20 protein-coding genes are annotated in these 24,809 nt (G+C 61.2%); 19 read left to right on the top strand and 1 reads right to left on the bottom strand.

What is annotated here, in order from left to right:
• Positions 1 to 32 precede the first annotated feature (32 nt).
• The 11 genes from BG57_RS02160 (at position 33) to BG57_RS02110 (ending at position 14,687) form a co-directional block, all read left to right on the top strand.
• Positions 33 to 854 carry an ABC transporter permease gene (locus BG57_RS02160; protein WP_035959785.1) on the top strand — a complete coding sequence of 274 codons (822 nt, stop codon included), beginning with the start codon at positions 33 to 35 and terminating at the stop codon, positions 852 to 854.
• Positions 781 to 2,226 (top strand): ABC transporter ATP-binding protein, encoded by a 1,446-nt coding sequence (locus BG57_RS02155; RefSeq protein WP_229753886.1) that lies wholly within the window; start codon positions 781 to 783, stop codon positions 2,224 to 2,226. Before BG57_RS02160 ends, BG57_RS02155 begins: the two co-directional genes overlap by 74 nt.
• Positions 2,223 to 4,316: a glycosyltransferase WbsX family protein gene (locus tag BG57_RS33550; RefSeq protein WP_206539420.1), complete on the top strand. Its 2,094-nt coding sequence runs from the start codon at positions 2,223 to 2,225 to the stop codon at positions 4,314 to 4,316. Before BG57_RS02155 ends, BG57_RS33550 begins: the two co-directional genes overlap by 4 nt.
• A 5-nt stretch (positions 4,317 to 4,321) precedes the next feature.
• On the top strand, positions 4,322 to 6,361 hold the full coding sequence (locus tag BG57_RS02145; protein ID WP_035959781.1) for a glycoside hydrolase family 99-like domain-containing protein: 2,040 nt from the start codon (positions 4,322 to 4,324) through the stop codon (positions 6,359 to 6,361).
• 76 nt (positions 6,362 to 6,437) lie between these two features.
• On the top strand, positions 6,438 to 8,768 hold the full coding sequence (locus tag BG57_RS02140; protein WP_052005563.1) for a class I SAM-dependent methyltransferase: 2,331 nt from the start codon (positions 6,438 to 6,440) through the stop codon (positions 8,766 to 8,768).
• Positions 8,765 to 9,964: a glycosyltransferase family 2 protein gene (locus BG57_RS02135; protein ID WP_035959780.1), complete on the top strand. Its 1,200-nt coding sequence runs from the start codon at positions 8,765 to 8,767 to the stop codon at positions 9,962 to 9,964. The genes BG57_RS02140 and BG57_RS02135 overlap by 4 nt, the downstream gene beginning before the upstream one ends.
• Before the next feature lie 16 nt (positions 9,965 to 9,980).
• On the top strand, positions 9,981 to 11,459 hold the full coding sequence (locus tag BG57_RS31090) for a glycosyltransferase (protein ID WP_052005562.1): 1,479 nt from the start codon (positions 9,981 to 9,983) through the stop codon (positions 11,457 to 11,459).
• A gap of 34 nt (positions 11,460 to 11,493) precedes the next feature.
• Positions 11,494 to 12,489 carry an ATP-grasp domain-containing protein gene (locus BG57_RS02125; RefSeq protein WP_035959779.1) on the top strand — a complete coding sequence of 332 codons (996 nt, stop codon included), beginning with the start codon at positions 11,494 to 11,496 and terminating at the stop codon, positions 12,487 to 12,489.
• Positions 12,486 to 13,157 carry an HAD family hydrolase gene (locus tag BG57_RS02120; RefSeq protein ID WP_035959777.1) on the top strand — a complete coding sequence of 224 codons (672 nt, stop codon included), beginning with the start codon at positions 12,486 to 12,488 and terminating at the stop codon, positions 13,155 to 13,157. The genes BG57_RS02125 and BG57_RS02120 overlap by 4 nt, the downstream gene beginning before the upstream one ends.
• Positions 13,141 to 13,581, top strand: a complete 441-nt coding sequence (locus tag BG57_RS02115; protein WP_229753885.1) for a sugar 3,4-ketoisomerase — start codon at positions 13,141 to 13,143, stop codon at positions 13,579 to 13,581. The genes BG57_RS02120 and BG57_RS02115 overlap by 17 nt, the downstream gene beginning before the upstream one ends.
• On the top strand, positions 13,578 to 14,687 hold the full coding sequence (locus BG57_RS02110; RefSeq protein ID WP_035959775.1) for a DegT/DnrJ/EryC1/StrS family aminotransferase: 1,110 nt from the start codon (positions 13,578 to 13,580) through the stop codon (positions 14,685 to 14,687). The genes BG57_RS02115 and BG57_RS02110 overlap by 4 nt, the downstream gene beginning before the upstream one ends.
• Before the next feature lie 42 nt (positions 14,688 to 14,729).
• Here BG57_RS02110 and BG57_RS02105 read toward each other — a convergent pair whose 3' ends face one another.
• On the bottom strand, positions 14,730 to 15,770 hold the full coding sequence (locus BG57_RS02105; protein ID WP_035959773.1) for an acyltransferase family protein: 1,041 nt from the start codon (positions 15,768 to 15,770) through the stop codon (positions 14,730 to 14,732).
• Between the two features lie 323 nt (positions 15,771 to 16,093).
• On the opposite strand from BG57_RS02105, the gene BG57_RS02100 reads away from it, so the two are divergent.
• The 8 genes from BG57_RS02100 to BG57_RS02065 all read left to right on the top strand — a co-directional run bounded on the left by BG57_RS02100 (position 16,094) and on the right by BG57_RS02065 (position 24,803).
• Entirely contained in the window at positions 16,094 to 17,095 is a 1,002-nt protein-coding gene (locus BG57_RS02100) for a glycosyltransferase family 2 protein (protein ID WP_081850806.1), read from the top strand.
• Between the two features lie 3 nt (positions 17,096 to 17,098).
• On the top strand, positions 17,099 to 17,812 hold the full coding sequence (locus BG57_RS02095) for a class I SAM-dependent methyltransferase (RefSeq protein ID WP_035959772.1): 714 nt from the start codon (positions 17,099 to 17,101) through the stop codon (positions 17,810 to 17,812).
• Entirely contained in the window at positions 17,809 to 18,240 is a 432-nt protein-coding gene (locus tag BG57_RS02090) for a GtrA family protein (protein WP_052005561.1), read from the top strand. The genes BG57_RS02095 and BG57_RS02090 overlap by 4 nt, the downstream gene beginning before the upstream one ends.
• Before the next feature lie 87 nt (positions 18,241 to 18,327).
• Positions 18,328 to 19,944, top strand: a complete 1,617-nt coding sequence (locus BG57_RS02085) for a hypothetical protein (protein ID WP_035959770.1) — start codon at positions 18,328 to 18,330, stop codon at positions 19,942 to 19,944.
• Positions 19,945 to 20,019: 75 nt separating this feature from the next.
• The gene (locus tag BG57_RS02080; protein ID WP_035959891.1) at positions 20,020 to 20,829 is read left to right on the top strand and encodes a glycosyltransferase family 2 protein; all 810 of its coding nucleotides are present in this window, start codon (positions 20,020 to 20,022) and stop codon (positions 20,827 to 20,829) included.
• Positions 20,826 to 21,773, top strand: coding sequence for a UDP-glucose 4-epimerase family protein (locus tag BG57_RS02075; protein WP_035959769.1), 948 nt, complete (start codon positions 20,826 to 20,828; stop codon positions 21,771 to 21,773). Before BG57_RS02080 ends, BG57_RS02075 begins: the two co-directional genes overlap by 4 nt.
• Before the next feature lie 100 nt (positions 21,774 to 21,873).
• Positions 21,874 to 22,923 (top strand): MraY family glycosyltransferase, encoded by a 1,050-nt coding sequence (locus BG57_RS02070; protein WP_035959768.1) that lies wholly within the window; start codon positions 21,874 to 21,876, stop codon positions 22,921 to 22,923.
• The gene (locus BG57_RS02065; RefSeq protein WP_035959767.1) at positions 22,920 to 24,803 is read left to right on the top strand and encodes a polysaccharide biosynthesis protein; all 1,884 of its coding nucleotides are present in this window, start codon (positions 22,920 to 22,922) and stop codon (positions 24,801 to 24,803) included. The genes BG57_RS02070 and BG57_RS02065 overlap by 4 nt, the downstream gene beginning before the upstream one ends.
• The last annotated feature ends 6 nt before the right edge of the window (positions 24,804 to 24,809 follow it).

Raw genomic sequence — 24,809 nt, 5'->3', positions numbered from 1 at the left:
GTGCAATACAGCTTTGAAGAGAAAAGGATTGAATGAGCCGTTACAGCTATCGGAATCCCCTTGCAGTCATCGATTCGCTCGTGAGCCAGCGTGCACTGATATATCAGTTCGTCAAACGAGAGGTGTCGGGCCGATATAAAGGATCGTTCCTCGGCCTATTCTGGTCGTTCGTGAATCCGCTTTTGCTTCTGAGCGTCTACACGTTCGTCTTCGGAGTGGTTTTCAAGTCCAAGTGGCGCCCGGCGTCGACCAGTCACTTCGAGTTTGCGGTCGTCATGTTCGTCGGCGTGCTGACGCACGGGTTGTTGGCCGAGTGCATCAACCGCGCGCCCGGCATGATCGTCGCGAACACGAACTATGTGAAACGGGTGGTGTTTCCGCTGGAGACGCTGACGTGGATCACGATTGGAACTGCGCTGTTTCACACTTTTATCGCGTCTCTGATTTTGATCGGCGGGATATTGCTATGGCAGCAGCATCTTCCGATCAGCGCGCTGGCAGTTCCGCTGATCCTCGTTCCCTACGTGCTTCTGATTGCGGGCGTGACTTGGTTCCTGATGTCCCTCGGCGTCTTTCTGCGCGACATCGGCCAACTCATGTCCATCGTCACTTCGCTGCTGATGTTCCTGTCGCCCGTCTTTTATCCGACGACATCGGTGCCCGAGGAACTGCGATTCCTCATCGAGTGGAATCCTTTGACCTTCGTCATCGAGCAACTTCGTAACGCGCTGATCTGGGGTAATCCGCTGGATTGGCTCGGCATTTTGAAGTATTTCGTGTTTGGCTACATCGCCGCATGGTTCGGCTACGCCTGGTTCCAGCGGACGCGCGGCGGCTTCGCGGACATCCTTTGAGCGCAGACACGGAAAGAATAGACCTATGAGTGATTCCGCGATTGAAATCCGCGACGTCGGCAAGTGCTACAACATTTACGAGCGCCCACGCGACCGTTTGCTGCAGATGCTGGTCGGCCGGCGCCGCCAGTTGTTTCGCCAATTCTGGGCACTGAAGAACATTGGCTTCACGGTTCCGAGAGGAGAAACGGTCGGCATCGTGGGCCGTAACGGCTCGGGCAAGTCCACGCTGTTGCAAATCATTGCCGGTACGCTGACGCCCACGACGGGTTCGGTGTCGGTGCATGGTCGCGTCGCGGCCTTGCTGGAGCTTGGTTCGGGTTTCAATCCCGAATTCACAGGCCGCGAAAACGTGTACTTGAACGCTTCGTTGCTCGGACTCAGCTCCGAGGAAGTGGATGAGCGCTTCGACAGCATCGTGTCATTCGCTGACATCGGCGCGTTCGTCGATCAGCCCGTCAAGACTTACTCCAGCGGGATGATGGTTCGTCTCGCGTTCGCCGTTCAGGCTCAGACGAACCCGGAGATCCTGATCGTGGACGAAGCGCTCGCCGTGGGCGACGCGCGCTTCCAGGCCAAGTGTTTCGACCGCCTCAAACAACTAAAGGACAACGGCACCAGTATTTTGCTTGTCACGCATAGCAGCGAGCAGATCGTGACTCATTGCTCCAGCGCAGTGCTGATCGACCAAGGCGAGATGCTGCAGGAAGGCAAGCCGCGCGAAATCGTCAACAGGTACCTCGATCTTCTGTTCGGACGAGACAGTAACCGCAAGCGCGCGCAAGCGTCGAACGGCGATGGAGACGAAGGCGGCGCGGACGGCAAGGGCAAGAAACGGATCGACGAAAGTATCGATGTCGGGGCCGGCAAGCTGATTTTCGATCAGGACGCCTTCGCGCAACGGCCCGGTTATAACCCCTACGAATACCGATGGGGCGATGGATCCGCTGTTATCAGCGATTTTCGGCTGGAAAGCGATGGCGTTGAATATCCCCATTCGGTCGAATCCGGCGCGCGCCTTCGTCTCGACGTGGCCGTGACGTTCGAGCGGACACTCGTGCGGCCGATACTTGGCGTCACCGTGAAAACGAAAGAAGGCGTAACGGTCTTCGGCTCGAATTCGGAGCTACTTGCCTGCGACGAAGTGCGCAACATGGGCGGGGCCGGCGAGCGCATGCGGGCAACGGTGTTCCTGGACTGCAAACTCGGGCAGGGCGACTACTTTATTTCGCTCGGAATCGCGACGCGAGAGGGCGAGAACATCGTTCCGCACGACCGCCGCTACGATTCGATTCATCTCGTCGTGAGTCCCGATTCGTCCTTCTTCGGATTGCTTGACATGAACATGTCGATGCAACTGCATCAGCCATGAAAGACGCGTTTCTCGCAAGGATGCGCACCGTCCGTCGCGCGCGCAACGTCGTTGCCGCCGCAGGCGGGCCAGCTGCTGTGTCGCGTTATGCGCTCAGGCTGCTGCGTACCGAAGGCGTGGCGGGCCTATGGTCGCGAGTCGCGCGGCACGTTCTCGGAACAAGGCCAGTAGGCTCCAACGTGCGAGGCGATAACACTGAGGCGCGTGCCGCGCTGGTTTCGCAGTTGACGCTGCTGAACGCCACCGACGGTTCTTTCATGAACGATGTCGGCGGGACGACTCTCGCTTCAGGCGAAGCGCCCACAGTCTCGGTGATGCTGATTCACCGCCAGGGCGCGCGTCTTGCACGTGAGACCCTGATTGCGCTGCAACGCGCGTCTGTTGTGCCAGAGTCAATCGAATTCGGTGTCATCGGTTGCGGAGAGGCCGACGCAGCGCTCGACCCGCTGCCGGGCTTGCGTCGGTCGCAGGTCCGTTCCGAAGCGGACTTGCTGGACGGCATCCACGCGTTCGCGCAGGAATTGCGCGGCGAATTCGTGTTGCTGACGACTGACGCGGTGCAAGCACAGGCCGGCGCGATAGACGCGCTCGTGCGACGGCTACGCACGGATGTCCTGGCTGCCGCTGCATGCGCTGCCATTCTTCGAGTAGACGCGACGCTAATCGAGTCCGGCGCATCATGGAGTCCTGACGGGACGTTCCGCCGTCTCGGCGAGGGCGACGACGCAAGCGATCCGTCTTACAGCGTGAGCCGGCGCGTGCCGGCCGCAACCGACCTTGGCGTGCTGATTCGCCGCGACGTCCTGCTGCGCGCGGCGAATTCCGCCCGGACGCAGCCTCGGGCGACGGCCATTGACGCGCTGATGCGCACCCTCTGGCAGAGCAACGATCCAATCGTGTTCGAACCAGAAGCCCGCTTTGCATGCCAGGAGACCCCGTCTGCACCTGCACCTGCGATTTCTGTTTCGGCGAAGTCTGATCGTTCGGCTGCACCGGACGCACTGGCGCGCGCCGCTTCGGATATTCGCGTGTTGGCGTTTTATCTTCCGCAATACCATCCCATCCGCGAAAACGACGAGTGGTGGGGCAAGGGTTTCACTGAGTGGACCAACGTTTCGAAGGCGAGGCCGAACTTCGAGGGTCACTATCAGCCTCACCTCCCGGCCGACCTCGGTTTCTACGATCTTCGCGTGCCGGAAGTCCGGCAAGCGCAGGCTGATCTCGCGCGCAACGCCGGCCTCGCCGGCTTTTGCTACTACTACTACTGGTTCAGCGGTCATCGCCTTCTCGAACGGCCACTCCAGGAAGTACTCGACACCGGAAAGCCCAACTTCCCGTTCTGCATCTGCTGGGCCAATGAAAACTGGACGCGTCGCTGGGACGGTCTGGAGTCGTCTCTTCTGATTGGACAGTCCTATACGCAGGAAGATGAGGTCGCGCTCTTCCGTGACTGGCTGCCGCTTCTGAGAGACGAACGCTACATTCGCGTCAACGGGAAGCCGCTCGTTCTTATCTACCGCATTTCGCTGCTTCCGGAACCGCGCAGAGCGGCGGCAACCTGGCGGCGCATGGCGCGCGAGGCAGGACTGGGTGACGTGTACCTGGCGTACGTGCAATCGTTCGACAGCTGGGCGCGCGGTGAGAAGCCCGCTGATTTCGATTTCGATGCGAGCGTCGAATTTCCACCTCATGGCTGCGGCGTGCCTTTCGCCGGAGATGTACAAGGTCTCGCGTCCGCCTTTCGCGGAGCGCTGTTCGATTACCAGGCCACCGCCGAAGTCTGCCTGGCGAAGCCCAATCCTGGATATCCGATGTTCCGCGGCACGATGCCGTCGTGGGACAACACCGCACGCAAGCAGAATACGGGGCACATTTTCCTCGGCGCATCCCCCGAGGCGTACGAAGCATGGCTGGACCGGGCGCTGTCCTATACGGATCGTTTCGCTTGCGGCGATGAGCGCATCGTTTTCGTCAACGCGTGGAACGAGTGGGGAGAGGGGAATCACCTGGAACCGGATATGCGTTACAAACACGCTTTCCTCGACGCCACCCGTCGGGCCATATCGCGTTGGACGCATCGCCCGGCATGAGATCCATGGACATCGCGCGACTGAATCGTTTGCAATCGGTCCTGCGCTTTCAATCCAGCGTCTGGACGCGGCGTGTTCGTTCGCTATGCGGCCGAACGGCGATGCTTCGTGCCGCGTCTGCCGTGCTAGAGGTGGTAGGCGCGCGCGCCCTCGCAGCCGCTGCCGCAATGGGCGAGCGTGTCGGTAAGGATGAGGTTGAGGCGGCGGAGCGGCTCATCGTAAGAATGCCGCTGTACGCGCGTGACGGGTTGCGTCGCGCGTTCCTGCCCACGGGAGCGGCGCATCATCCGGAATACAGTGAGCGTCTGGTCGGCGGCCTGACGCCAAGCCGCGTTGTTGCCGTCGCCGTGTATCGCTGGAGCAGTGAGTGGAACTGGGCAGCGGTGACAGGCAGTCAGGCGCAATTCATCGGGCACAGGCAGCCCAGAGTGCCAGCGATGTTCGGCTGTTACGCGCGCACGGATCGAGAACTTGCGATCGAACAAGCGAGACTTGCTGCCGGGTACGGCATTGGGGCCTTTTGCATCGATGCCGGAGCCGGCCCGGAACGTCGCGGCGATGGCGCAACCGCGGCAGAGGTGTTCGCGCTAATGGACGACCCGGGCATGCCTCTGCAGGTATGCGTTCATTTTGACCGCCGCAGCGAGCCGACCTCGACGACGGCGTGGCGTCAGGTCTTGACGCATCCGCGCTGCCTCAAGGTTGATGGACGGCCGGTGGTCCTCGTCGATGCGTCGGCCACTGACGGCGACGCGTCGCAATGGCGAGCCTGGCTCGCTGAAACTGACATAGACGACGTTCATCTGGTCGCGGTGTCGGGGCCTGTTCCTACTGGCGCCGGTTACGATGCCGAGGTGCGCCTCTGGCCGGGACAGGCGGATACGCGCATGCAGCCGACGCTGCTCAACTCGACCTTCGCCGGCGCCGTCTCGCTATATGCAGATGATGCACGGCTCCTGCTCGGTGATGAGAAGCGACATTCGACGTCTTACCCGGCAGTCGCTGCAGCCATGGACGACAGCCCGCTCGCTCGCGAGCATGCGCGGATTTCCGCCGATGCGGCGCCTTCCCGATATGCGGCGGCTCTGCACCAGGCATGCGCTCGCGCTGTCAGCCAACCTGACCGCACGCCTCTTGTCTTTCTGCAATCGTGGAACGACTGGCTGCATGGCGCGGTGCTTGAGCCAGACTGCGACAACGGCTTCGCCTATCTCGAACAGACGCGCCAGGTGCTCGAACAGTTCGGTGCCGCCATGCATGAAGATTGGCAGCCCCATGGGCGGGACATTGCCGTGATCCTGCATCTGCACTATCCGGAACTATGGCCGGAGATCAGCGAGTACCTCGCGCATCTGCCGGACGGATTCAGGCTTTACGTGTCCATCGGCGAATACGCTGCGGCGGCATGCGAAGACGCAATCCGCGCGCTCTTTCCCGGGGCGGTGATAGAGCGGCTGGAAAATCGCGGCCGTGATCTGCTACCTTTCGTGCAGTTGCTCGCCCGAGCGCGTGCCGACGGCTGCCGCTTCGTGTGCAAGATTCACTCGAAGAAGTCGCTGCACCGTCTTGACGGGGACGCCTGGAGAAGAGATCTGTTCGACAAGCTACTGGGTGAAGACCCATGCCCACGCCGTGTTCTGTTTGCGTTCGAATCGCGTCCGTCGGTCGGCATGATCGGTCCGGCCGGACACATGGTGTGGTCGGACCGCTTCCGCGGATCGAACGATGCCCGCGTGCGCGAACTCGCGACTTCGCTCGGATTCGACGCGAGGGGAGCGCGATATCGTTTCGCGGCGGGCACCATGTTCTGGGCAAGAATGGCGGCGCTCGAACCGCTGCTGGGTCTCGGGCTCACGCGCGAGTCTTTCGAAGAAGAAGGAGGCCAGATCGATGGCACGCTTGCTCACGCGCTCGAGCGCGTGCTTCCGCTTTCGGTGCGACGGGCGGGGATGAGCGTCATCGACACCGGACAGATTGCAGACGGCAACTGGGCCCGTGCGGGTGGCCGTGTCGACGAGACATACCGCTGGGCGGAGTCGTCCTGAACAAAAGTCCTGGCCGCTGCGACGCGGCAGGGCAGCGGTCAGCAGAACACTCGAATATAGAACCAAGGATTAACGCATGTCTTTTTCGCTGGAGCGACTCGGATATCAGTTCGATGCTGCCACTCGGGTATGGCGGCGGCCGGGCTATGAAGGAATCGCCTATAGCGACGGCGATGCCGTCGAAGAGCGTATCGGCGATATCGTCAGCGCCGCCGCCGACGTTTCGCTTCACTCCCCGGAACTTGCCGCGCGCATTACCGACTGGCCATCGCTCTATCACCTATCAGGCGGTCGCGCGAACGTTCTTCGACCCTTCGAGGGGAGATTGGCGTCGCGGCGGGTGCTCGAAATCGGAGCCGGGTGCGGCGCGATCAGCCGTTACCTCGGCGAGGCCGGCGCGCAACTGCTTGCGCTCGAGGGCTCTCAAAGGCGCGCTGCCATCGCTGCTTCCCGGTCGCGGGACCTCGCAAACGTGACTGTCGTCGCCGAACGGTTCGACGATTTTGCAACCGACGAGCTCTTCGATGTCGTCACGCTTATTGGCGTGCTCGAATACGCCTCGCTGTTCACGTCGGGAAGCCGGCCAGCCGTTGCAATGCTCGAACGCGTACAGCGCCTGCTCGCGCCGGGAGGTGTGGTGATCGTGGCAATCGAGAATCAGGTCGGCCTTAAATACTTCGCTGGTGCACCCGAGGACCACGTCGGCGTGCCGATGTTCGGCATTGAAGATCGCTATGACGATATCGGCCCGCGCACCTTCGGCAAGACGGAACTGGCTTCGGTCTTCCAACAGGCATCCTTTGCCGAGCCGCGCTTCTTCGCGCCGTTTCCGGACTATAAATTTCCCGTGGCGGTCGTGAGTGAGTTGGGCTTCGCGCATCCCGCGTTTCAGCCGTCGGCGCTCGCAATCCAGACCGTGCACCAGGACCCGCAGCTACCCCCGAATCTGTCGTTTATACTGCAGCGCGCCTGGCCTACGATGATCCGCAACGGCCTGGGCATGGATGTCGCCAATTCGTTCATCGTCGTGGCTGAACGCGGCGAATCAGGCTCCGGTGTGCAGCACGACGTGCTCGCGCATTACTACAACACCACGCGGCGAACGCCGTTTTGCAAGGAGGTGCTGTTTCGGGCCGATGGTGCGCAGGTGATCGTCGAATCGCGTGCCCTGTCCCCCGCCAGCCAGGCCTCGCATCGATCGGGGCGTTACCGGTTCGTGCTCGATGCAAGGGACGCTTATGCGACGGGCCGCCTGCTCGCCGACGACTTCGTCGAACTCATCTCGCAGGACGGCTGGACCGTCGCGAAGATCGGTGCGTTCCTGCGGCGCTATCTGACGATCGCCGAGCGGCTGATGCGCGAACACGGGCATGACTGCGCGCTCGATTCGGCGCGGGCGTCCGTGCCGGGCCGTTACCTAGATCTGATCCCGCAGAACATCGTGCTGCGCGACGACGGCCACGCGCAGGCGATCGATCTCGAGTGGCAGGCGGAGGACAGCATCGAATTGGGATTCCTGATGTTCCGGGCGGTGCTGTCGCTGATCAACCGGAATTTCAGCTTCTCGCCGAACAGCGATGCGGCGTTGCTCGACCGCAAGCAGTTTTTCATCCGGTCGGCACGGGCGGCGGGGATCGTGATCGGGAACGAGGATTTCGATCGTTACGCGACAGAAGAAAGCGAGTTCCAGAGTTTCGCCACGGGCCGCGACGCTGCGGTCTTCCTGGCCGATTGGGCCGAGGACGGCCTGCCGCTAGCGGCTGCCGCTCCCGCTCGTTTTACCGCGACGGTGTATCACGGCCATCCGGACGCCGGATTTGCGGACGGCAGAACCGTGGCACTGCAGGTGAGCGGCGGCCCGGAGAACGTTCGCTTCCCGATTCCAAGGGATGCGTCGTCGCCCAGCATGCTGCGCCTGGATCCGTCGGATCGGCCAGCTTGGTACGAAATATCGGCCATCGAATTGTTCGATGAAGGCGGTATCCGCCGCTGGTGCTGTGCGTTGCGGGATGATCTGGTGTTGTCCCCGTCGATCATTGCGCTGCACTCCGCACCGGGCGATGCCGGGCTGCTCTTCTACGCAACCGACAACGATCCGCAGATGCTGCCGGTGCCGCCTGCCGACATCGCGTCGCAAGTAGGCCCGGGATGGGTCCTCGAGATGGGCATTCGCATCGTGGATACGCCGGAAATTGCGCGGCGCTTCGGCGACAGCATCGCGCACTGGGCGGCGGAGGCGGAGCAGGCACGTGCCGGCGTCGGCGCGGCTGCGGCTAGACAACTCGAAAGCGAAAGGACGCTGCGCGACCTGCGTGAGCAGCTTGCCGCGAGCAGGCAGCGCGTTGACGCGCTCGAGGCGCGTCTTGCCGCGCGTGGCATTGCGCTGGATGAAGACGAAGGAAAATGAACACCTTGAACGAACCGCTAAAGTCATCTGCTGACATGCCGCTGCTGACCATCGTCACGCCTTGCTACAAGACGGTTGCCTACTACCTGGAGCGCCTCGCCACGTCGTTGTGGCCCGTGCAGTCCAAAGTGCAGTGGGTGGTCGTCAACGACTCACCCGACGACGCGACCATCGATGCCTTCGCGCAACGCATGGGGTCCTGCTTCCCGCACTTCACGTATGTCCGCCACGACCGCAATCGCGGCATCTTTGCGGCGTACACATCGGCGCTGGTCGCCGCCAGCGCGCCTTATTGCGCCATTCTCGATCACGACGACGAAGTCGACCTCGTGCCGCTTGTGCAGTTTCTGGAGCGCCATCGCGAGCAATACGATCTCATCTTCACCGATGAAACGAAGTTCGCGCCCGAGACCAGGGAGCGCTACTGGAAGCCCGCCTTCGATGGCATGAGCGCGATGCATTACTTCTACATGCATCACATCACCTGCTTCCGCACGGACGTCTGCAAGCAGATGATTCTCGCGCAGCCCGACGCCGAAGTTAACTACCGCAGCTGCTTCGACATCTGGCTAGCCTTCGGCTATCAGCAGCACTTCGGCGTGAAGTCAATCAGGCATGTCCACTTGCCTTACGCCGCCTACGGGTGGCGAGTGCATCCGGCCAGCACGGCCATGGATCTTGGGCAGAAGCCCAAGGCGGAGGCCGAGCGCCTCGAGATTGCCGTCACGTTGTACAAGCCGCTCGACGACACAGCGGCAATTGCAGTCGATCCTGTCGCGCGATATGTAGTGCGCTATGACCATCCGCTTTCGTCGGGCGAATCGCAGGAGGCGCTTGCCGCGCTGATCGCGGCGCACTTCGAGACCGGTTCGGCTACGACGGATGGACGTCGCGTCGACTTCACGCCGGAGACCGATCCGCTCATGCTCAATCTGCTTGCGCGCGTGCCGGTCGGCTATCTCGCGAACTATGTGGGCGAATACTGTCTCGTTCTGCCGAGAAAGGCCGTACCAGAAGGAAGTGAGCTGGCGACGCAGGCAGCGCGGCATGTCGCCGACGTGCCGTTCATTGCTTCAGCCGACACGCTGGATGACGCCGCTCTCGACGCCGTTCTGCTTCAGCGGCCCGCGGCGCTGGTGCGCAAGGGTGCCGGGGCCGTGCTGGATCGGTCCGAACTCATGTTTCTCGTCGTTTGACCCGGTGTACTCTTACATGACTTCAAACACGCCACTAATCAGCGTTGTTCTGCCCGTCTACAACGGACAGCGCTTTCTCGGGGATACACTCGCGTCGATCAGCGCGCAACAGCGCGACGATGTCGAGGTCGTCATCGTGGACGACGGCTCGTCGGACGACAGTTGGGACATCATCACGCGCTGGACCAGCGCCCAGCCGTTCGCGGTGCGCACCATTCGCAAGCCGACCAACTATGGCGTATGCGCGGCTTTAGTTGATGCAACAGCCGTGGCGCGTGGCCGCTTCATTGCGCAGATCGGCCACGACGACGTCTGGTTGCCCGGTCATTTGAACGCACTCGCCGATGCACTCGAACGTCATCCCGGCGCATCGGCTGCATTCGCGGACGTCACCTACATCGACGCCGACGGCATGCCCGCCAACGTCAAGATTTTTAGCCATGACAAGCTGAGAACGAGCACGCGAGCGGAATTATTCGCTGAACTGCTGAGCGGCAACTTCCTGTGCGCTCCTGCCTCGATGTTCAGGCGCGACCACTTCAGGCAGTCGTTCTGGGGTGTGTCGAATGAGCGTCTGCAGGACTTCGAACTATGGTTGAATCTTTTGTTTGAAGGCAGCTTCGTCGGTTCCGAGGCATCGACCTGCCTTTATCGCGTGCACGCCAACAATCTCAGTAGCGGATCGGCCATGCGCCGTCAGAGCGAGTATGAGCTGTTGGCGACCCTCACGCGGGTGCTTTTGAGTGAGCGTTTCGGCCGGTTCTATCGCTCGATCGAGGCGCCCGAGGAGCGGGTAGCGTTCCTCGACAATGCTCACGCACGACTGCTCAACGTGACTGAGTACGCACCCGCGATCCGCACGCTGCACTCGATGTTGCTCGAGAATCTGGTGGCGCTCGAGGAAGTGTGGCCTGCGCGCATCAACGCGCTGCGGGCGGAACTCGCGCTGCGCCTCGGCATGTTCCGCAAGTATCTGGCGATCTCGAAGACGTATCCTGCGCACTATGCCGAATCGCTGCCGCACATTCCTTATCTGGTGCGCGTGCATGACAAGGTGACGGGTCCCTTCGAAGCGCTCGTGGAGGCCGGGGTTTTCCGCGACGGCACCGGTGTCGACCTCGTGCGCTCGGGCACCGTCTACTTCTTCGCATGCAGCGAGGACGAAGTCGAGGCGCACATGAAATACGCGTCCTTCGCCGAAGCGGTCGCGCGGCGTCGCGTGATCATCTTCAATGCACAAGCGACCCGAACCGTCGAGGCTGGCTTCGCTCTTGTTGGCAATGCTGGCGTAGACCATGGGCTGATCGACAAGATCTTCCGGTTCTTCGAAGAAGATCACGGGTCGTTTCAGGTGCACGCCGAATGGCGTCGTATGGAAACGCCGCAGCAAAGAACCTTGTTGCGTCGTCTGTATCATCGTTCCGGTGCTTTCGTGCCTGCACGATACCGGCCCGCCGTGGCGGCGGGAGTGCGCCGCCTGTTGCGCCGGCGCTGAAAGATCGCCAAAAATCATGACTGGGCAGTTCAATATGAAGCCGAAAACCTTACTCGTCACGGCCGCGGGAACCGCGACCGCAGTCAACGTCATCAAGAGCTTGAGCGCGCTCGACGGCGTGCGCCTCGTTACGACGGACTCCAATCCTGCGGAGATGATCGCTTCGCCGACACGCTGGCGGACCGTCCATCATCAGGTGCCGCTTGCTTCGAACGTCGATGCGTTCGTCGATGCACTCAGCCGCATTTCAGAGCAGGAAGGCGTCGACGCCATCTACCCGATCCACGACCAGGAAATCCTTGCGGTGGCGCAGTCGCGTTCTCGTTTCGGCAGCCAGGTCAGGACGCCGGCGCTGTCCGCCGATGCGGTGCGGGAGTGCAACGACAAGTGGACAAATGTTCAGAAGTGCCGCAGTGCTGGTTTGCCGGTTCCGGAAACCGTGCTGGGTAGCGAGTTGACGCGCGAGAATTTCGCCGGCCCGATGGTGCGCAAACCGCGCCGCGGCGTGGGAAGCGCAGGCGTCCGGGTGGTCACCGCGTTCGACGAACTGCGTCCCGAGGACCTTGCCGACAATGTCATTTTCCAGACCGTCTGCACCAAGCCGGAATACACGATCGACGTCCTCGCGCTCGACGATTATTTCGGCGCCGTTGTACGCGACCGGCTCGAAACCAAAGCTGGCGTATGCGTAAAAGCGCGCGTTTTCTTCGACGAAGAACTGAAGGCCCTGAGCCAACGCGTTGCGACGGCCTTTGGCCTGAGCGGGATGTTCTGCTTCCAGGTCATGACGAATCCCGGCGGCGGCTACGACATCGTCGACATCAATCCCCGATGCGGCGGCGGCACTGCGCTCACCGACGCCTGTGGCTTCCCGATCTATCAAACGTACTTCAGCGATCTCCTTGGCCTGCCCGGCGCCGCCGCGATGAAGGAGCAATGCCGACAACGTGAGGCGCAGGGTGGATCGGCGCTGGTGTGCCGTTACTATGAAGAAGTCGTCACGTTCGAATCGGCAGGTGCAGCATCATGAGCCGCGCGTCCGATGTGCCGCTGATCGGTTTCGATCTCGATGGCACGCTCATCACTTGCCGCGCCAAGCAACTCTCGGCACTGCGGGAGGCGCTGCAGGTGTGCGCGGTAGAATACGACTCGGATGATGCCTTGTGGCAACTCAAGCGAGACGGCGCGACCACCATTGATGCGCTCGTTGCGACGGGACTGGATGAAGCGCGCGCGCGCGCCGTATCCCAAGCGTGGGTCGAGCGTGTCGAGACATGGCCGCACATGCAGCGTGACGAACTGTTTGCAAGCGTGGTTCCGTTGCTCGAGAGGCTCAAGCCCAAGTCGCGGATGCTGCTGCTGTCGGCGCGCCGGGAACCGGAGCTCTTCCATCGGCAGGTAGCCGATTTGGGAATTGCGCGGTTTTTTGATTTCGTCGAAGTGGTGAAATCGGGCAAGGAGGCTGCGCAAAGGAAGGCGCTGAGACTTCGTGCTCACGGTGCAATGTGCTATGTCGGCGACACCGAGAGCGATATGGATGCGGCCGAGCAGGCCGGCGTGCCGATATTCGTCGTATCCACCGGACAGCGCAGCAGGTCGTTTCTGGAGCGGGCCGCAGCCCGCAGACAAGCCGCCATGCCGATATTCGAAGAACTGGCTGGCGCAATACATGAGGTGGAACGTGAGTTTCTCAGTTGAAGAGTGTCGGTTCATTGAGCTGCCCCAATTTGCCGACCGTCGCGGCAATCTCTCTTTCGTTCAGGAAGGGGATGTCCCGTTCGACTTCCGACGGCTTTACTACCTATACGACGTGCCGTTCGGCGTCGAGCGGGCCGGTCATGCGCACAAGGACCTGCATCAGTTGTTCTTTGCGTTCGCCGGTTCGTATGAACTCCATCTGGACGATGGGTTGAACACTCGCACCGTCGTGATCAATCAGCCCAACAGGCCGTTCTACGTGTGCCCGCACATCTGGCGCGTCGTGAACAACTTCACGTCGGGCGCGGTCTGCGCCGTTCTCGCCAGCGAGACGTACAGCGAGTCCGACTATCTTCGAACCTACGACAGTTTCCTAGAATTCCTCCGGGAAATTGGCAAACCTATCAAAAGTGACCTGGCATGAACGTGTCCTTTCTAGAGCTGTCCCGGCTCAATGCTCGATACAAGCAAACGTTTCTTCAGCAAGTCGAAGGCTTCTATGACGCAGGCTCGCTGATCGGTGGCAAACACCTGGCGGACTTCGAGAGCGGCTTTGCCGAGTATTGTGGGACGCGGCACTGCGTGGGCGTCGGCAACGGGCTCGACGCACTGACGCTCTCGTTGCGTGCGCTCGAGATCGGTTCTGGCGATGAAGTGATCGTCCCGGCTCAGACGTTCGTTGCGACATGGCTGGCGGTGACCCAAGTAGGTGCGACGAACGTGCCGGTGGACGTGGAGCCGCGCAGCGCCAACCTCGATGCGGCGCTCGTTGAAGCCGCCATCACCCCGCGAACGAAGGCGATCATTGCTGTGCACCTCTACGGCGCGACTGCGAACGTCGCCCAATTAAAGGACATCTGCGCACGTCATAACCTCTATCTCATCGAGGATGCCGCTCAGGCGCACGGCGACGTGCGCGACGGCAAGAAAGCCGGCGCACATGGGGATATTGCTGCGTTCAGCTTCTATCCGTCAAAGAACCTCGGTGCGCTTGGCGATGCCGGCGCAATCGTCACGGATTCCGACAAACTCGCCGCCAAGGTGCGAGAGCTAGGCAACTACGGCAGCGCGGTGAAGTACTACCACCAGTCGCTTGGAACGAACTCGCGGCTCGATCCGCTGCAGGCAATGTTCCTGTCGATCAAACTGGAGCATCTCGACGAGATCATCGACGAGCGTCGGCGAATTGCCGCGCGTTACGATCAGGCCGTCGCGATGACGCCGGGCGATGGTCCCGTTTATCGCCTGCTCGATCCGAAACAGGCTTGCGTGTGGCACAACTATGTCATCGTCTGCGACGACCGGGCCGCCGTGCAGGCGCGTCTGCAGGAAGCGGGCGTTGGTACGAGCATCCACTATCCGGTCATTCCCGCCGCCCAAGAGTGCTATGCCTTCGCTGAACTTGACCCGACGGCGACGCCTGTCGCGAAACGGCTGAGCGAATCGGTATTGAGCTTGCCGATGGGCGAATACATGACCGATGCAGAAATCGATCACGTCTGCCAGGCCCTTTCGGCGCTGCGAAAGTAAGACGCCCCGCGCCCCGCGTAGCGCGGGGCGTTTATTCGCCAATTACGGCTGTGCAGCGGGCGGCGCGGGCATGAAGAATCGCGTGAGCGCATCGGCCAGCGTCGTCAGGAGCTTGCCGGCGGTGAAGGCGAGAGCCAGTACGATCACGTAGAGAAAGTACACCTCGACGTGGGACAGGGCGCCATTCATGAAGCGCACGAGCAACTCACCGATGATGTTGTGGTGGACCAGGAAAGCGGCAAACGAGTATGTACTGAGAAATGAAATCACTTTCTGCGTGCGCGGTCCGAAGCTGATGGTCTGGCCGGCATAGGCGAGAATAGTGAACGCGGCAATGCCTGTTTCCAACGCAACATAGATGTGCGGCACAGGGACGGTCCAGATGAGCGGAATGCACAGCGCGATGACTGCGGTAACGGCGAAGTGCCAGCGCACCTTGGGAGCGTACCGGACGAACAACATGCCGAAGACGAACTCCGGAAGGCGGGTGATCGGATTATGTACAACGTCGATCTGAAAGAGCTTGCCGTAGTTCAGTGTGACCGCGATGTAGACCGCCGAGACGGCGACTGCCAGCAAGACAGGGCGGCGAAGTACGGCCTGGCGCAGGAGGGGAAAGGCGACGTACAGGATCAGAATGAAGCCGATGAACCATTCACCTAGCAGGTAGTAGTTGGGAATTCGATAGTAAAGAAAGCCATCCATTCCGAGGATGGTGAGGATGAACTTCCAATGCGATGAATCCCCGCGCACATGCCCGTGAAGGATGAACAGCGCCGCAGCCGTCAGCAGGAATCCGGTCCAGTAAAGAGGGAATATCGCGAGAAAGCGCTTCCTTGCATAGGTAGCGACACTGAGCGAATTCCCAGAACTGATCATGAGAGCTGCACCAGAGAGGATGATGAACAGCGTGATGCCCAGAGAACCGATGTTCTCGCTATGGAACGTCTGCTTGAATATTTCGGGTGCGCGTATGCTGTGAGAGCCTATTTGCTGGTTGAAATGAAAGGTGATGATAAGCAGAACGGAAAGAGCTCTTATCAGATCGATGTAAAAAAGGCGCTCACGTGTCGTTGGCTTCATGTGTGTTCCGGCGGAATCGGCAGTCGGTGGTTCCGCCGAGGTAAACTGTGAGATTGGCAGTGGCGTTTTCGATAGGCCGAGTACGGCCTTTCACGTCGCTGCAGTTCGCGGCCACATCTTGCCGTAATCGAATCGCCTGAGGCAAGTGCGGGCAAGAAATTTGCCGCCTATTTGCGACGGCTATTCGGGCTTCTAACACGGCGGGAAAGCCCAATATTGCGATCAACGAGCAACGGACGAGTTCAATCGGTTGCTGAACGGTGCGCGAGACGGTCGACGACACCATTTGAACCCAGGAAACAAAGCGGGATGGCACATACAGCATGTTGAAGGACGACGCCCCATCGAACCGCGTTTCTCTAGAGGATACGGAAGCGTCCGCCACTAGCGCGTTGCTGCTTTCACTAGTCGTCCCGACGTACAACGAGGCCGAATCAGTCACTGCTTTCCTGGCACGTGTGAGCGAAGTCTTCGCTGCTGCCGCTTCCGTGGAACTCGAGATAGTCTTCATCAACGACGGCAGCACCGATTCCACGCTGGAGCGGCTGATGCAGCATCAGGCAACGGACGCGCGCGTGAGGATCGTCGACTTGAGCCGCAACTTCGGCAAGGAGGCGGCGCTTACGGCCGGTCTAGAGGCGGCTCGGGGACAAGTCATCGTCCCGATCGACGCAGATTTACAGGACCCGCCCGAGTTGATCCTCGACATGGTTGCGAGGTGGCGGGAAGGCTATGAGGTCGTGCTCGCCCGGCGAATCGATCGAAATGCAGATAGTTGGGCGAAGCGCGCGTCGGCAGCGTGGTTCTATCGAGTACACAACCGGATCGCGGATCTGACCATCCCGGAAAATGTCGGTGACTTTCGGCTAATGGATCGCGTCGTCGTCGACGCGCTCAAGCAGTTGCCCGAGTCCCGGCGCTTCATGAAAGGTCTCTTTGCGTGGATCGGTTTCCGGACCGCATTCGTCGACTACGAGCGTCAACGACGGTTTGCCGGACAGACGAAATTCAATGGTTGGCGATTATGGAATCTCGCGCTGGAAGGGGTGACGAGCTTCAGCACCGATCCACTTCGAATCTGGACTTACGTCGGCTGCCTCGTTTCGTTCGTCTCGTTTCTGTTCGCGATTTTCATTGCCGTTCGGGTCATCATTCACGGTATCGACGTACCCGGTTATGCATCGCTGATGGTTGCAGTTACGTTTCTGGGCGGCTTGCAACTCATAGGAATTGGCGTCATCGGTGAGTATCTTGGGCGCACCTATCTCGAATCGAAGCGACGCCCGATATTCCTCGTCAGAAAAATATACGAGCCCAAAGGCTGAGCTATGGACGTTAAAGAAACCGACATTTTGGGCGACGATATCGGGAGCCACTGGTATTACGCATCGAAAGCCAAGGCGATGCGGACCATGCTGGGAACGGCTGTGACGACGCGCGTACTCGACGTCGGCGCGGGGTCGGGCTTCTTCTCGCGGCATCTGCTGGAGCACACGGATGCTTGCGAAGCCTGGTGCGTCGACACGAGTTACCCCAGGGACTCGGATTCGAACCTAGGAAACAAGTCCATCCATTACAGGAGGGAGGTGGGCCCGGTAAGCGCTGATCTCGTTCTCTTAATGGATGTGCTCGAACACGTCGACGACGATGTGGCGTTGCTCAAGGAATATGTGGAGAAGGTGCCCAAGGGTGCCCGGTTCCTGCTTACGGTTCCTGCCTTCCAATTTCTCTGGAGTCCGCACGACGAGTTCTTGGAACATAAGCGTCGTTACGTGCTTCCGCAGGTCGAAAGTGTCGCAAGCGCGGCGGGTCTTGATGTTCGCAATGCCGGATATTACTTCGGTGCGGTATTTCCGATTGCAGCGACTATACGGTTAATCCAACGTTACCGCCGGCAGACTGCGCCGGCGCAATCACAACTGACTCGTCATCATTGGTTGGTCAACAAGGCGCTTGCGGCGGCGTGCGCCGCCGAGTTGCCGCTGATGCGGACAAACCGCGTGGCGGGGCTGTCCGTTTTTTGCCTGGCTCAAAAGCCATGAGTTTGCGATCAGTCGACGAGAAGCAGCCGCAACGCACGGCTGGCCTGCTGTACGAGGCCATTATCGCTGGCCGCTTTCTGCTCGTCGGAGTCATTGCGACGATCGTGCATGTTGCAACGGCCGTGCTCCTCGTTGGAAAGCTGTCAGTTCCTGCACTCGCCGGAAACACCTGCGCGTTCTGTTGTGCTTTCTTGTTCTCCTTTTGCGGGCATTACTTCTGGACCTTTAGCCGGCCAGGTAAGCCGCACAGAGCACTCTTCCGTTTCCTGGCGGTTTCTCTCACGACTTTCCTTGGCAACACGGCGCTGCTGGCCTTGCTTTTACACAACACTGCAATACCTCCGGTCGTCTCAACCGTCGGCTCGGCTTTGCTTATTCCTTTTATTTCGCTTCTGGCAAGCCGGCTATGGTGTTTCAAGGCGAACTAGCTAGAGAATATGTGACCCTTCAAGCAAGGACACGGCGGGATAGTCCTTCCGCATGACTTCACTAGTCTCATAACAACGGTTTATCGAATGCGTCCAATCATCGCGCCGACACGTCGAGGCAGTTTTCTCGACCTGACAGAGGCCATAACCGGCGCAGCACTTCTCTGCGGCTTCGCGTTTCCCGTGCAATGGAGATACGGATTCGGATGGGCGGACGAAGGGCTTCTCTGGTACGCCTCGCAGCGGACGGCCCTCGGCGAAGTGCCGTTGCGTGACTTCTTCAGCTACGATCCCGGTCGCTATTACTGGGCTGCGCTCATTTTTCGTTTGACACGACATGAGGGCCTGTTCACTTTGCTTGCGTCTTGCGCAGCGTTCGGGGCCATCGGTCTCGCGGTAATATGGTTCGCCATGTGCAAAGCGAATTTGCGATGGACATGGCGTATCGCTTGCGCGATCATGATTACCATCGCGCTTGGATATCCAAGGCATAAGGTCTTTGAACAGACAGCATCGCTGATTCTCGTTGCATTAGTATTTCTTGTTCTGCGGCGGCCGAAGCGAGCCATACCCTGGTTCGTTTTCGGCATTGCAACCGGAGCGGCGGCAATACTCGGACGCAATCACGGAGTGTTCTATGTAATCGCTGCTTCGCTCGGTGTCGTTTTCATCGCGGTGTGCGAAAGGAAGTGGCCTGCCGGCCGCACCGTCGTCAGTTATGTCGCCGGCATAGTAATTGGCTACTCGCCGCTGCTAATCATGATCGTCGCGGTCCCCGGTTTCCGCGATGCCTTCGTTGATTCAGTGATCTTCACGAAACAGTGGCAATTGTCGCTGCCAATTCCTTTCCCGTGGCGGCTCCAGCTGGGGCAGGATTCCGTTCTGGATGCACTCCAGGCGATTTCAATCAGTATTGCCTGCATTGCGTTTCCAGCGATCTACATTTGCGGAATTGGGTTTGCTGCATGGGCTCACCGCACGGGGAAACTCAGCCGTTCACTTACCTTATTGGCGGCTTCTTCGCTTGCTGGCATCTCTTATCTACAGCAGGCATTCGATCGCGCTGACTTCGGCCATATTGCGCAGGCGACGTTACCTGTTTTTCCGGCAGTCTTCGCTCTGGCGAGCTATTGCGGGGCGAACGCCAAAGCAAGGCTAATTGCTTCCGTATTCGCTGCGGTGTTTTGCCTTGTATGTCTGGGTGCGTGGTTGCCCAATGAGCCCGTCGTCGCTTTCTCGCGATTGAGTGCGCGAGATCCAAACGCCGTCGCGTGGGAGCCGATCAGCGGAAAACGCTTTGCAGTACCCAGATATGAAGCGGATGTCCTGCGAGCGGTGCGAGCGACGGTCGATTCTTGCGGCATCGGTAAAGGCGAGTTCTGGACAGCGCCTCACTTTCCCGGCATCTATGCCTACCTCGATGCAAAGGCGCCGTTCTGGGAACTGTATTATCTCTACCCGCGTCCGCCGGAGTTTCAGCGCAGACATATTGCGGCGATGACGAATACGCGCCTGATATTGTTTGCACCCGAGGCCACCGTGGACGGGCTCGAACGGCTGAAACTGCACAACACCTACCCACTCCTGATGAAAGACATCACCCGGCATTACTCGGAGTTGAATGTGCCCGGACTTCCACAAGGAATGAAAATGTTCGGTGCGACAGGAGCGCTCCGTTGCCGCGAGGCCATCGAGACCAAATGACATTGCGATATCGCGCGGCGCCGTTCCGCTGTCAGTTGCCGGATCATGTATAAGAACGCCGCGGAACAACAAGGCATGAAACTTGAAGCTACTCTGTTGACTGTCTCGGTCGTGGTGTATAAGCCCGATCGGCAACTTCTCGACCGTACGCTCGGCACGCTGGACGCGTCACTGGGGCACTTGGGCGCGCGTACATCGGATGGCGGCACGCGACTCTTCCTGATCGACAACGGCGGAATGCCGGATACGGAGAGCACGAAGCGTCCCGACATCAAGGTGCTTCGCGGCCAAGGCAACGTCGGCTACGGCCGCGGCCACAACCTCGCGATACAACGCACCTCAAGCCGTTACCATCTGATCCTGAACCCGGACATCGAGCTGGATAGCGACGCGCTCGCCCACGCGATCGCCTTCATGGACGCCCATCCCGAAGTCGGCCTGCTTTCCCCGCTGATCCTGGAAGAAGATGGCAGCCAGCAGTACCTCTGCCGCCGCTACCCCGCGGTCTTCGATCTGTTCATCCGCGGCTTCCTTCCCCGAAGCCTGAGAAAACCGTTCACACAGCGTCTGCAAAGATACGAAATGCGCGACGTCATCAACGATAAAAACATCGTCTGGGACCCGCCCATCGTCAGCGGCTGCTTCATGCTTTTCCGCACCGAAGTCCTGAAAAAGCTCAGCGGCTTCGATCCGCGCTATTTCCTGTACTTCGAAGACTACGACCTGAGCCTGCGCGCGCACGACGTCGCTCGCGTGGCCTACGTGCCGTCCGTGCGCGTGCTGCATCACGGCGGCGACGCAGCCGGCAAGGGCTGGACGCACATCAAGCTGTTCATCGCGTCGGCATACAAGTTCTTCAATCGATTCGGCTGGAAGTGGCTATGAGCGAGCGCATCGGCATCACGGGGGCGAACGGCTTCGTCGGACGCGCGGTGACGCGCGCCTTGCTCGATGCGGGCAAAGAACCGCTCGGCATCGTCCGCCAAGGCGCAGGCGCTTACGAAAAGCAGGTTCCGTCGCTCGATGCAATCACACCCGCCGTCTTCGAAGGCTGCGCATCCGTGATCCATCTGGCCGCACGCGTCCACGTGATGAACGACGCCGCCGCCGATCCGCTCGCCGCCTTCCGCGCAATCAACGTCGATGGCGCGCTCAAAACCGCCGATGCCGCCCGCCGCGCCGGCGCGACGCGCTTCGTCTTCGTGAGCAGCATCAAGGCGCTCGCCGAACTGGACGACGGCCGCCCGCTGACCGAAACCGACGCGCGCCGTCCGCCCGATCCGTACGGCGTATCGAAAGCGGAAGCCGAAGTCATGCTGCAGGAATTCGGCGCACGCACGGGGATGGAAATCGTGATCGTGCGCCCGCCGCTCGTCTACGGTCCCGAAGTGCGCGCGAACTTCCTCGCGCTGATGCGCGCGATCGCCAGAGGCATGCCGCTGCCGATCGGCGCGGTCACGGCGCGCAGGAGTCTCGTCTACGTCGACAACCTGGCGAGCGCGCTCGTCGAATGCGCGACACATCCGCGCGCCGCGAATCAGCTTTTCCACGTCACCGATGGCGAAGATCCCGGCGTCGCGGAACTCGCGCGCCGGCTCGGGCACCATCTGAAGCGGCCGGCGCGCCTCGTGCCCGTGCCGGTCGGCGTGCTGAAAGCGGCGGGGCGGCTCACCGGCAAGGCCGCGCAAATCGAGCGGCTGACGGGCAGCTTGCAAGTTGATTCGTCCTATATTCGCGATGTGCTAGGCTGGCGGCCTCCAAGCTCGCTCGATGCGGGCCTGGCCGCCACCGCCGGCTGGTTCCTCACCCACAAGAACACGACGAGCTAACGTCCCGTAACAACCGAAAGCCGGCAGTAACACGCGGTTGAGCCGGAAACCGGCATCATCCGCCAGGTAAAAGAACACAAACGTAGGCAATACCCGGCAAATGAATGCCCCGCTGTCCCCTTTCGTCGTCGATTCGCCGTGGATCGCCGCTGCGTGCGTCGCGGCGGCATCGCTGGCGATCTGCGCGCTGATTCTGTCTCAGCTCTTGCGCACCGGCCTTGCCTGGAAACTCGCCACCGACATTCCGAACGATCGTTCACTGCACACGCGTCCGACACCGCGCGTCGGCGGATGGGGCATCGTGCCGGTCTCGATCATCGCGATGCTGGCGCTCACGCGCTCGATGTGGCTCGCCGCGCTGCTCGCCGCCGCGCTCGCCGCCGTATCGCAGATCGATGACCGCCGGGGCCTGCCCGCACGCGTCCGCTTCGGCGCGCACGTCGCCGCCGTCGCCGTGCTGATCGCCGCGAACCCCGCGCCCGCGCCGTGGTGGGCGCTCGCGGCCGTCGGCTTCCTGATGGTCTGGCTCGTCAATCTGTACAACTTCATGGACGGTTCGGACGGCCTCGCGGGCGGCATGGCGCTCTTCGGCTTCGGCGGCTACGCGGTGGCGGCGCTGTCGGGGCCGTTGCCGCAAATCGACCTCGGCATCGCCAGCGCGGCCATCGCCGGGGCGGCGGCGGGCTTTCTGCTCTTCAATTTCCATCCGGCACGGATTTTTCTAGGCGATTCAGGGTCGATTCCCCTAGGATTCCTTGCAGGCGCACTCGGCTACTGGGGCTGGCTGAAGGGCACGTGGCCAGTATGGTTCCCGGCGCTCGTTTTCGGGCCGTTCATCGCCGATGCATCCGTCACGCTGCTGCGACGGCTCGCGCGCGGCGAGAAGTTCTGGCAGGCGCATCGCGAGCATTACTACCAGCGCATGGTGCAGATGGGCGCTGGCCACGCGCGGACGGCAATCGTTTGGTACGTGCTGATGCTCGCAAGCGTCGCGCTCGCCAATCTGGCGCTGGCCTGGCCGCCGGCGGCGCAATGGATGGCACTGGCAGGCTGGGCGATCGCCGTCGCGGTGGCGGGACTGGTTGTCGATGCAAGCTGGCGGCGCCATCGGGCGCTCCTATCCGAACAATCTCGAGGTGTACGCGGATGATTCGATTCAAAGCATCGTGGCTTTCCGCTGGCGCCTTCACGTTCGATCTCGTGGCGGTCGCCGCGACCTGGCTCGCCGCCTATCTGATCCGCTTCAACGGCGCGGTGCCGACGCACTTTCAGCACGGCGCGCTCATCGCGCTTATCTGGGTTCTGCCGGTCTACGGCGTCATGTTCCGCGTCTTCGGCCTGTATCGCGGCATGTGGGTGTTCGCAAGCCTGCCGGACCTCATGCGGATTTCGAAATCGGTCGTGGTCGGCGCGCTCGTCGTGATGATCGGCGCAGTGCTGCTTCAGCCGACGCCCGTCATTCCGCGCTCGGTGCTCATCGTCGAGCCGTTGTTTTTGTTTCTGGCGATGGGCGGCGCGCGTGCGCTGTATCGCGCGGCGAAGGAGTTCTATCTGTACGGCGGACTCGTCGGGCAGGGCAAGCCCGTGATCGTGCTCGGCGCGGGCACGGCCGGCGCGATGCTCGCACGGGAACTGGCGCGTTCGTCGGAGTGGCGTCTCGTCGGCCTGCTGGATGACGATCCTTCGAAGCAAGGCCGGGAAGTGCTCGGCCACAAGGTGCTTGGCTCGTTCGGCGATCTTTCGAAGGTCGCGGAGCAGTACAAGACCGAATACGCGATCATCGCGATTCCCTCGGCTTCCGTCGACGAACAGCGCCGCGTCGCCACACTCTGCGTGCGCGCAGGCGTCAAGGTGATGGTCCTGCCAGCGCTCAGTCAGTTGACGCAGGGCGAGGGCGGTTTCCTGTCGCGCGTGCGGCAAATCGACCTGGAAGATCTGCTTGGCCGCGAGCCCGTGAAAATCGACATGCCGCACGTCGAGCAACTGCTGCACGGACGCGTCGTGATGGTGACGGGCGCGGGCGGCTCGATCGGCTCCGAGTTGTGCCGGCAGATTCTGCGCTTCTCGCCTGCGCAACTGATCGCCTACGACCTGAGCGAATACGCGATGTATCGCCTGATCGAAGAGTTGCACGAGAAGTTTCCGGAGCTATCCGTGGTGCCGGTCGTCGGCGACGCGAAGGATTCGCTGCTGCTCGATCAGACCATGGCGCGCTTCACGCCGCACATCGTCTTTCACGCGGCCGCCTACAAGCACGTGCCGCTGATGGAAGAGCAGAACGCGTGGCAAGCCGTGCGCAACAACGTGCTCGGGACGCTGCGCGTCGCGCGCGCGGCGATTCGTCACGACGTGCGCCACTTCGTCCTCATTTCCACCGACAAGGCCGTCAACCCGACCAACGTGATGGGCGCGAGCAAGCGTCTCGCGGAGATGGCGTGTCAGGCGTTGCAGCAAACCGCGCCGCGCACGCAGTTCGAAACCGTGCGCTTCGGCAATGTGCTCGGCAGCGCGGGCAGCGTGATTCCGAAGTTCCAGCAGCAGATCGCGAAGGGCGGTCCCGTCACGGTCACGCATCCCGAAATTACGCGTTTCTTCATGACGATTCCCGAGGCCGCGCAACTCGTGTTGCAGGCATCGAGCATGGGTCGGGGCGGCGAGATTTTCATTCTCGACATGGGGCAGCCGGTGCGGATCGTCGATCTCGCCCGCGATCTGATTCGCCTATACGGCTATAGCGACGAGCAGATTCGCATCGTGTTCACCGGCCTGCGTCCCGGCGAGAAGCTCTACGAAGAACTGCTCGCCGACGATGAAACCACCACGCGCACGCCGCATCCGAAGCTGCGCATCGCGCAGGCGCGGGAAGTGCCGGACGCGTTCATCGACGAATTATTGCCGTGGCTGATGCAGCACCGCGTGTTGTCCGACGATGAAGTGCGCCGCGACTTGCGCCGCTGGGTGCCGGAATATCAGACGGCGGCCGCCCCCGTGCTGCAGAGCGTGGCGAAGGGGCGCGGAGCGGCTGGCTGAGACGCG

The sequence above is a fragment of the Caballeronia grimmiae genome (genome assembly GCF_000698555.1).
Taxonomy (GTDB): Bacteria; Pseudomonadota; Gammaproteobacteria; order Burkholderiales; family Burkholderiaceae; genus Caballeronia; species Caballeronia grimmiae.
Note: the sequence above shows the minus strand (reverse complement) of the source record. Positions and strands in the feature narration are given on the sequence as shown.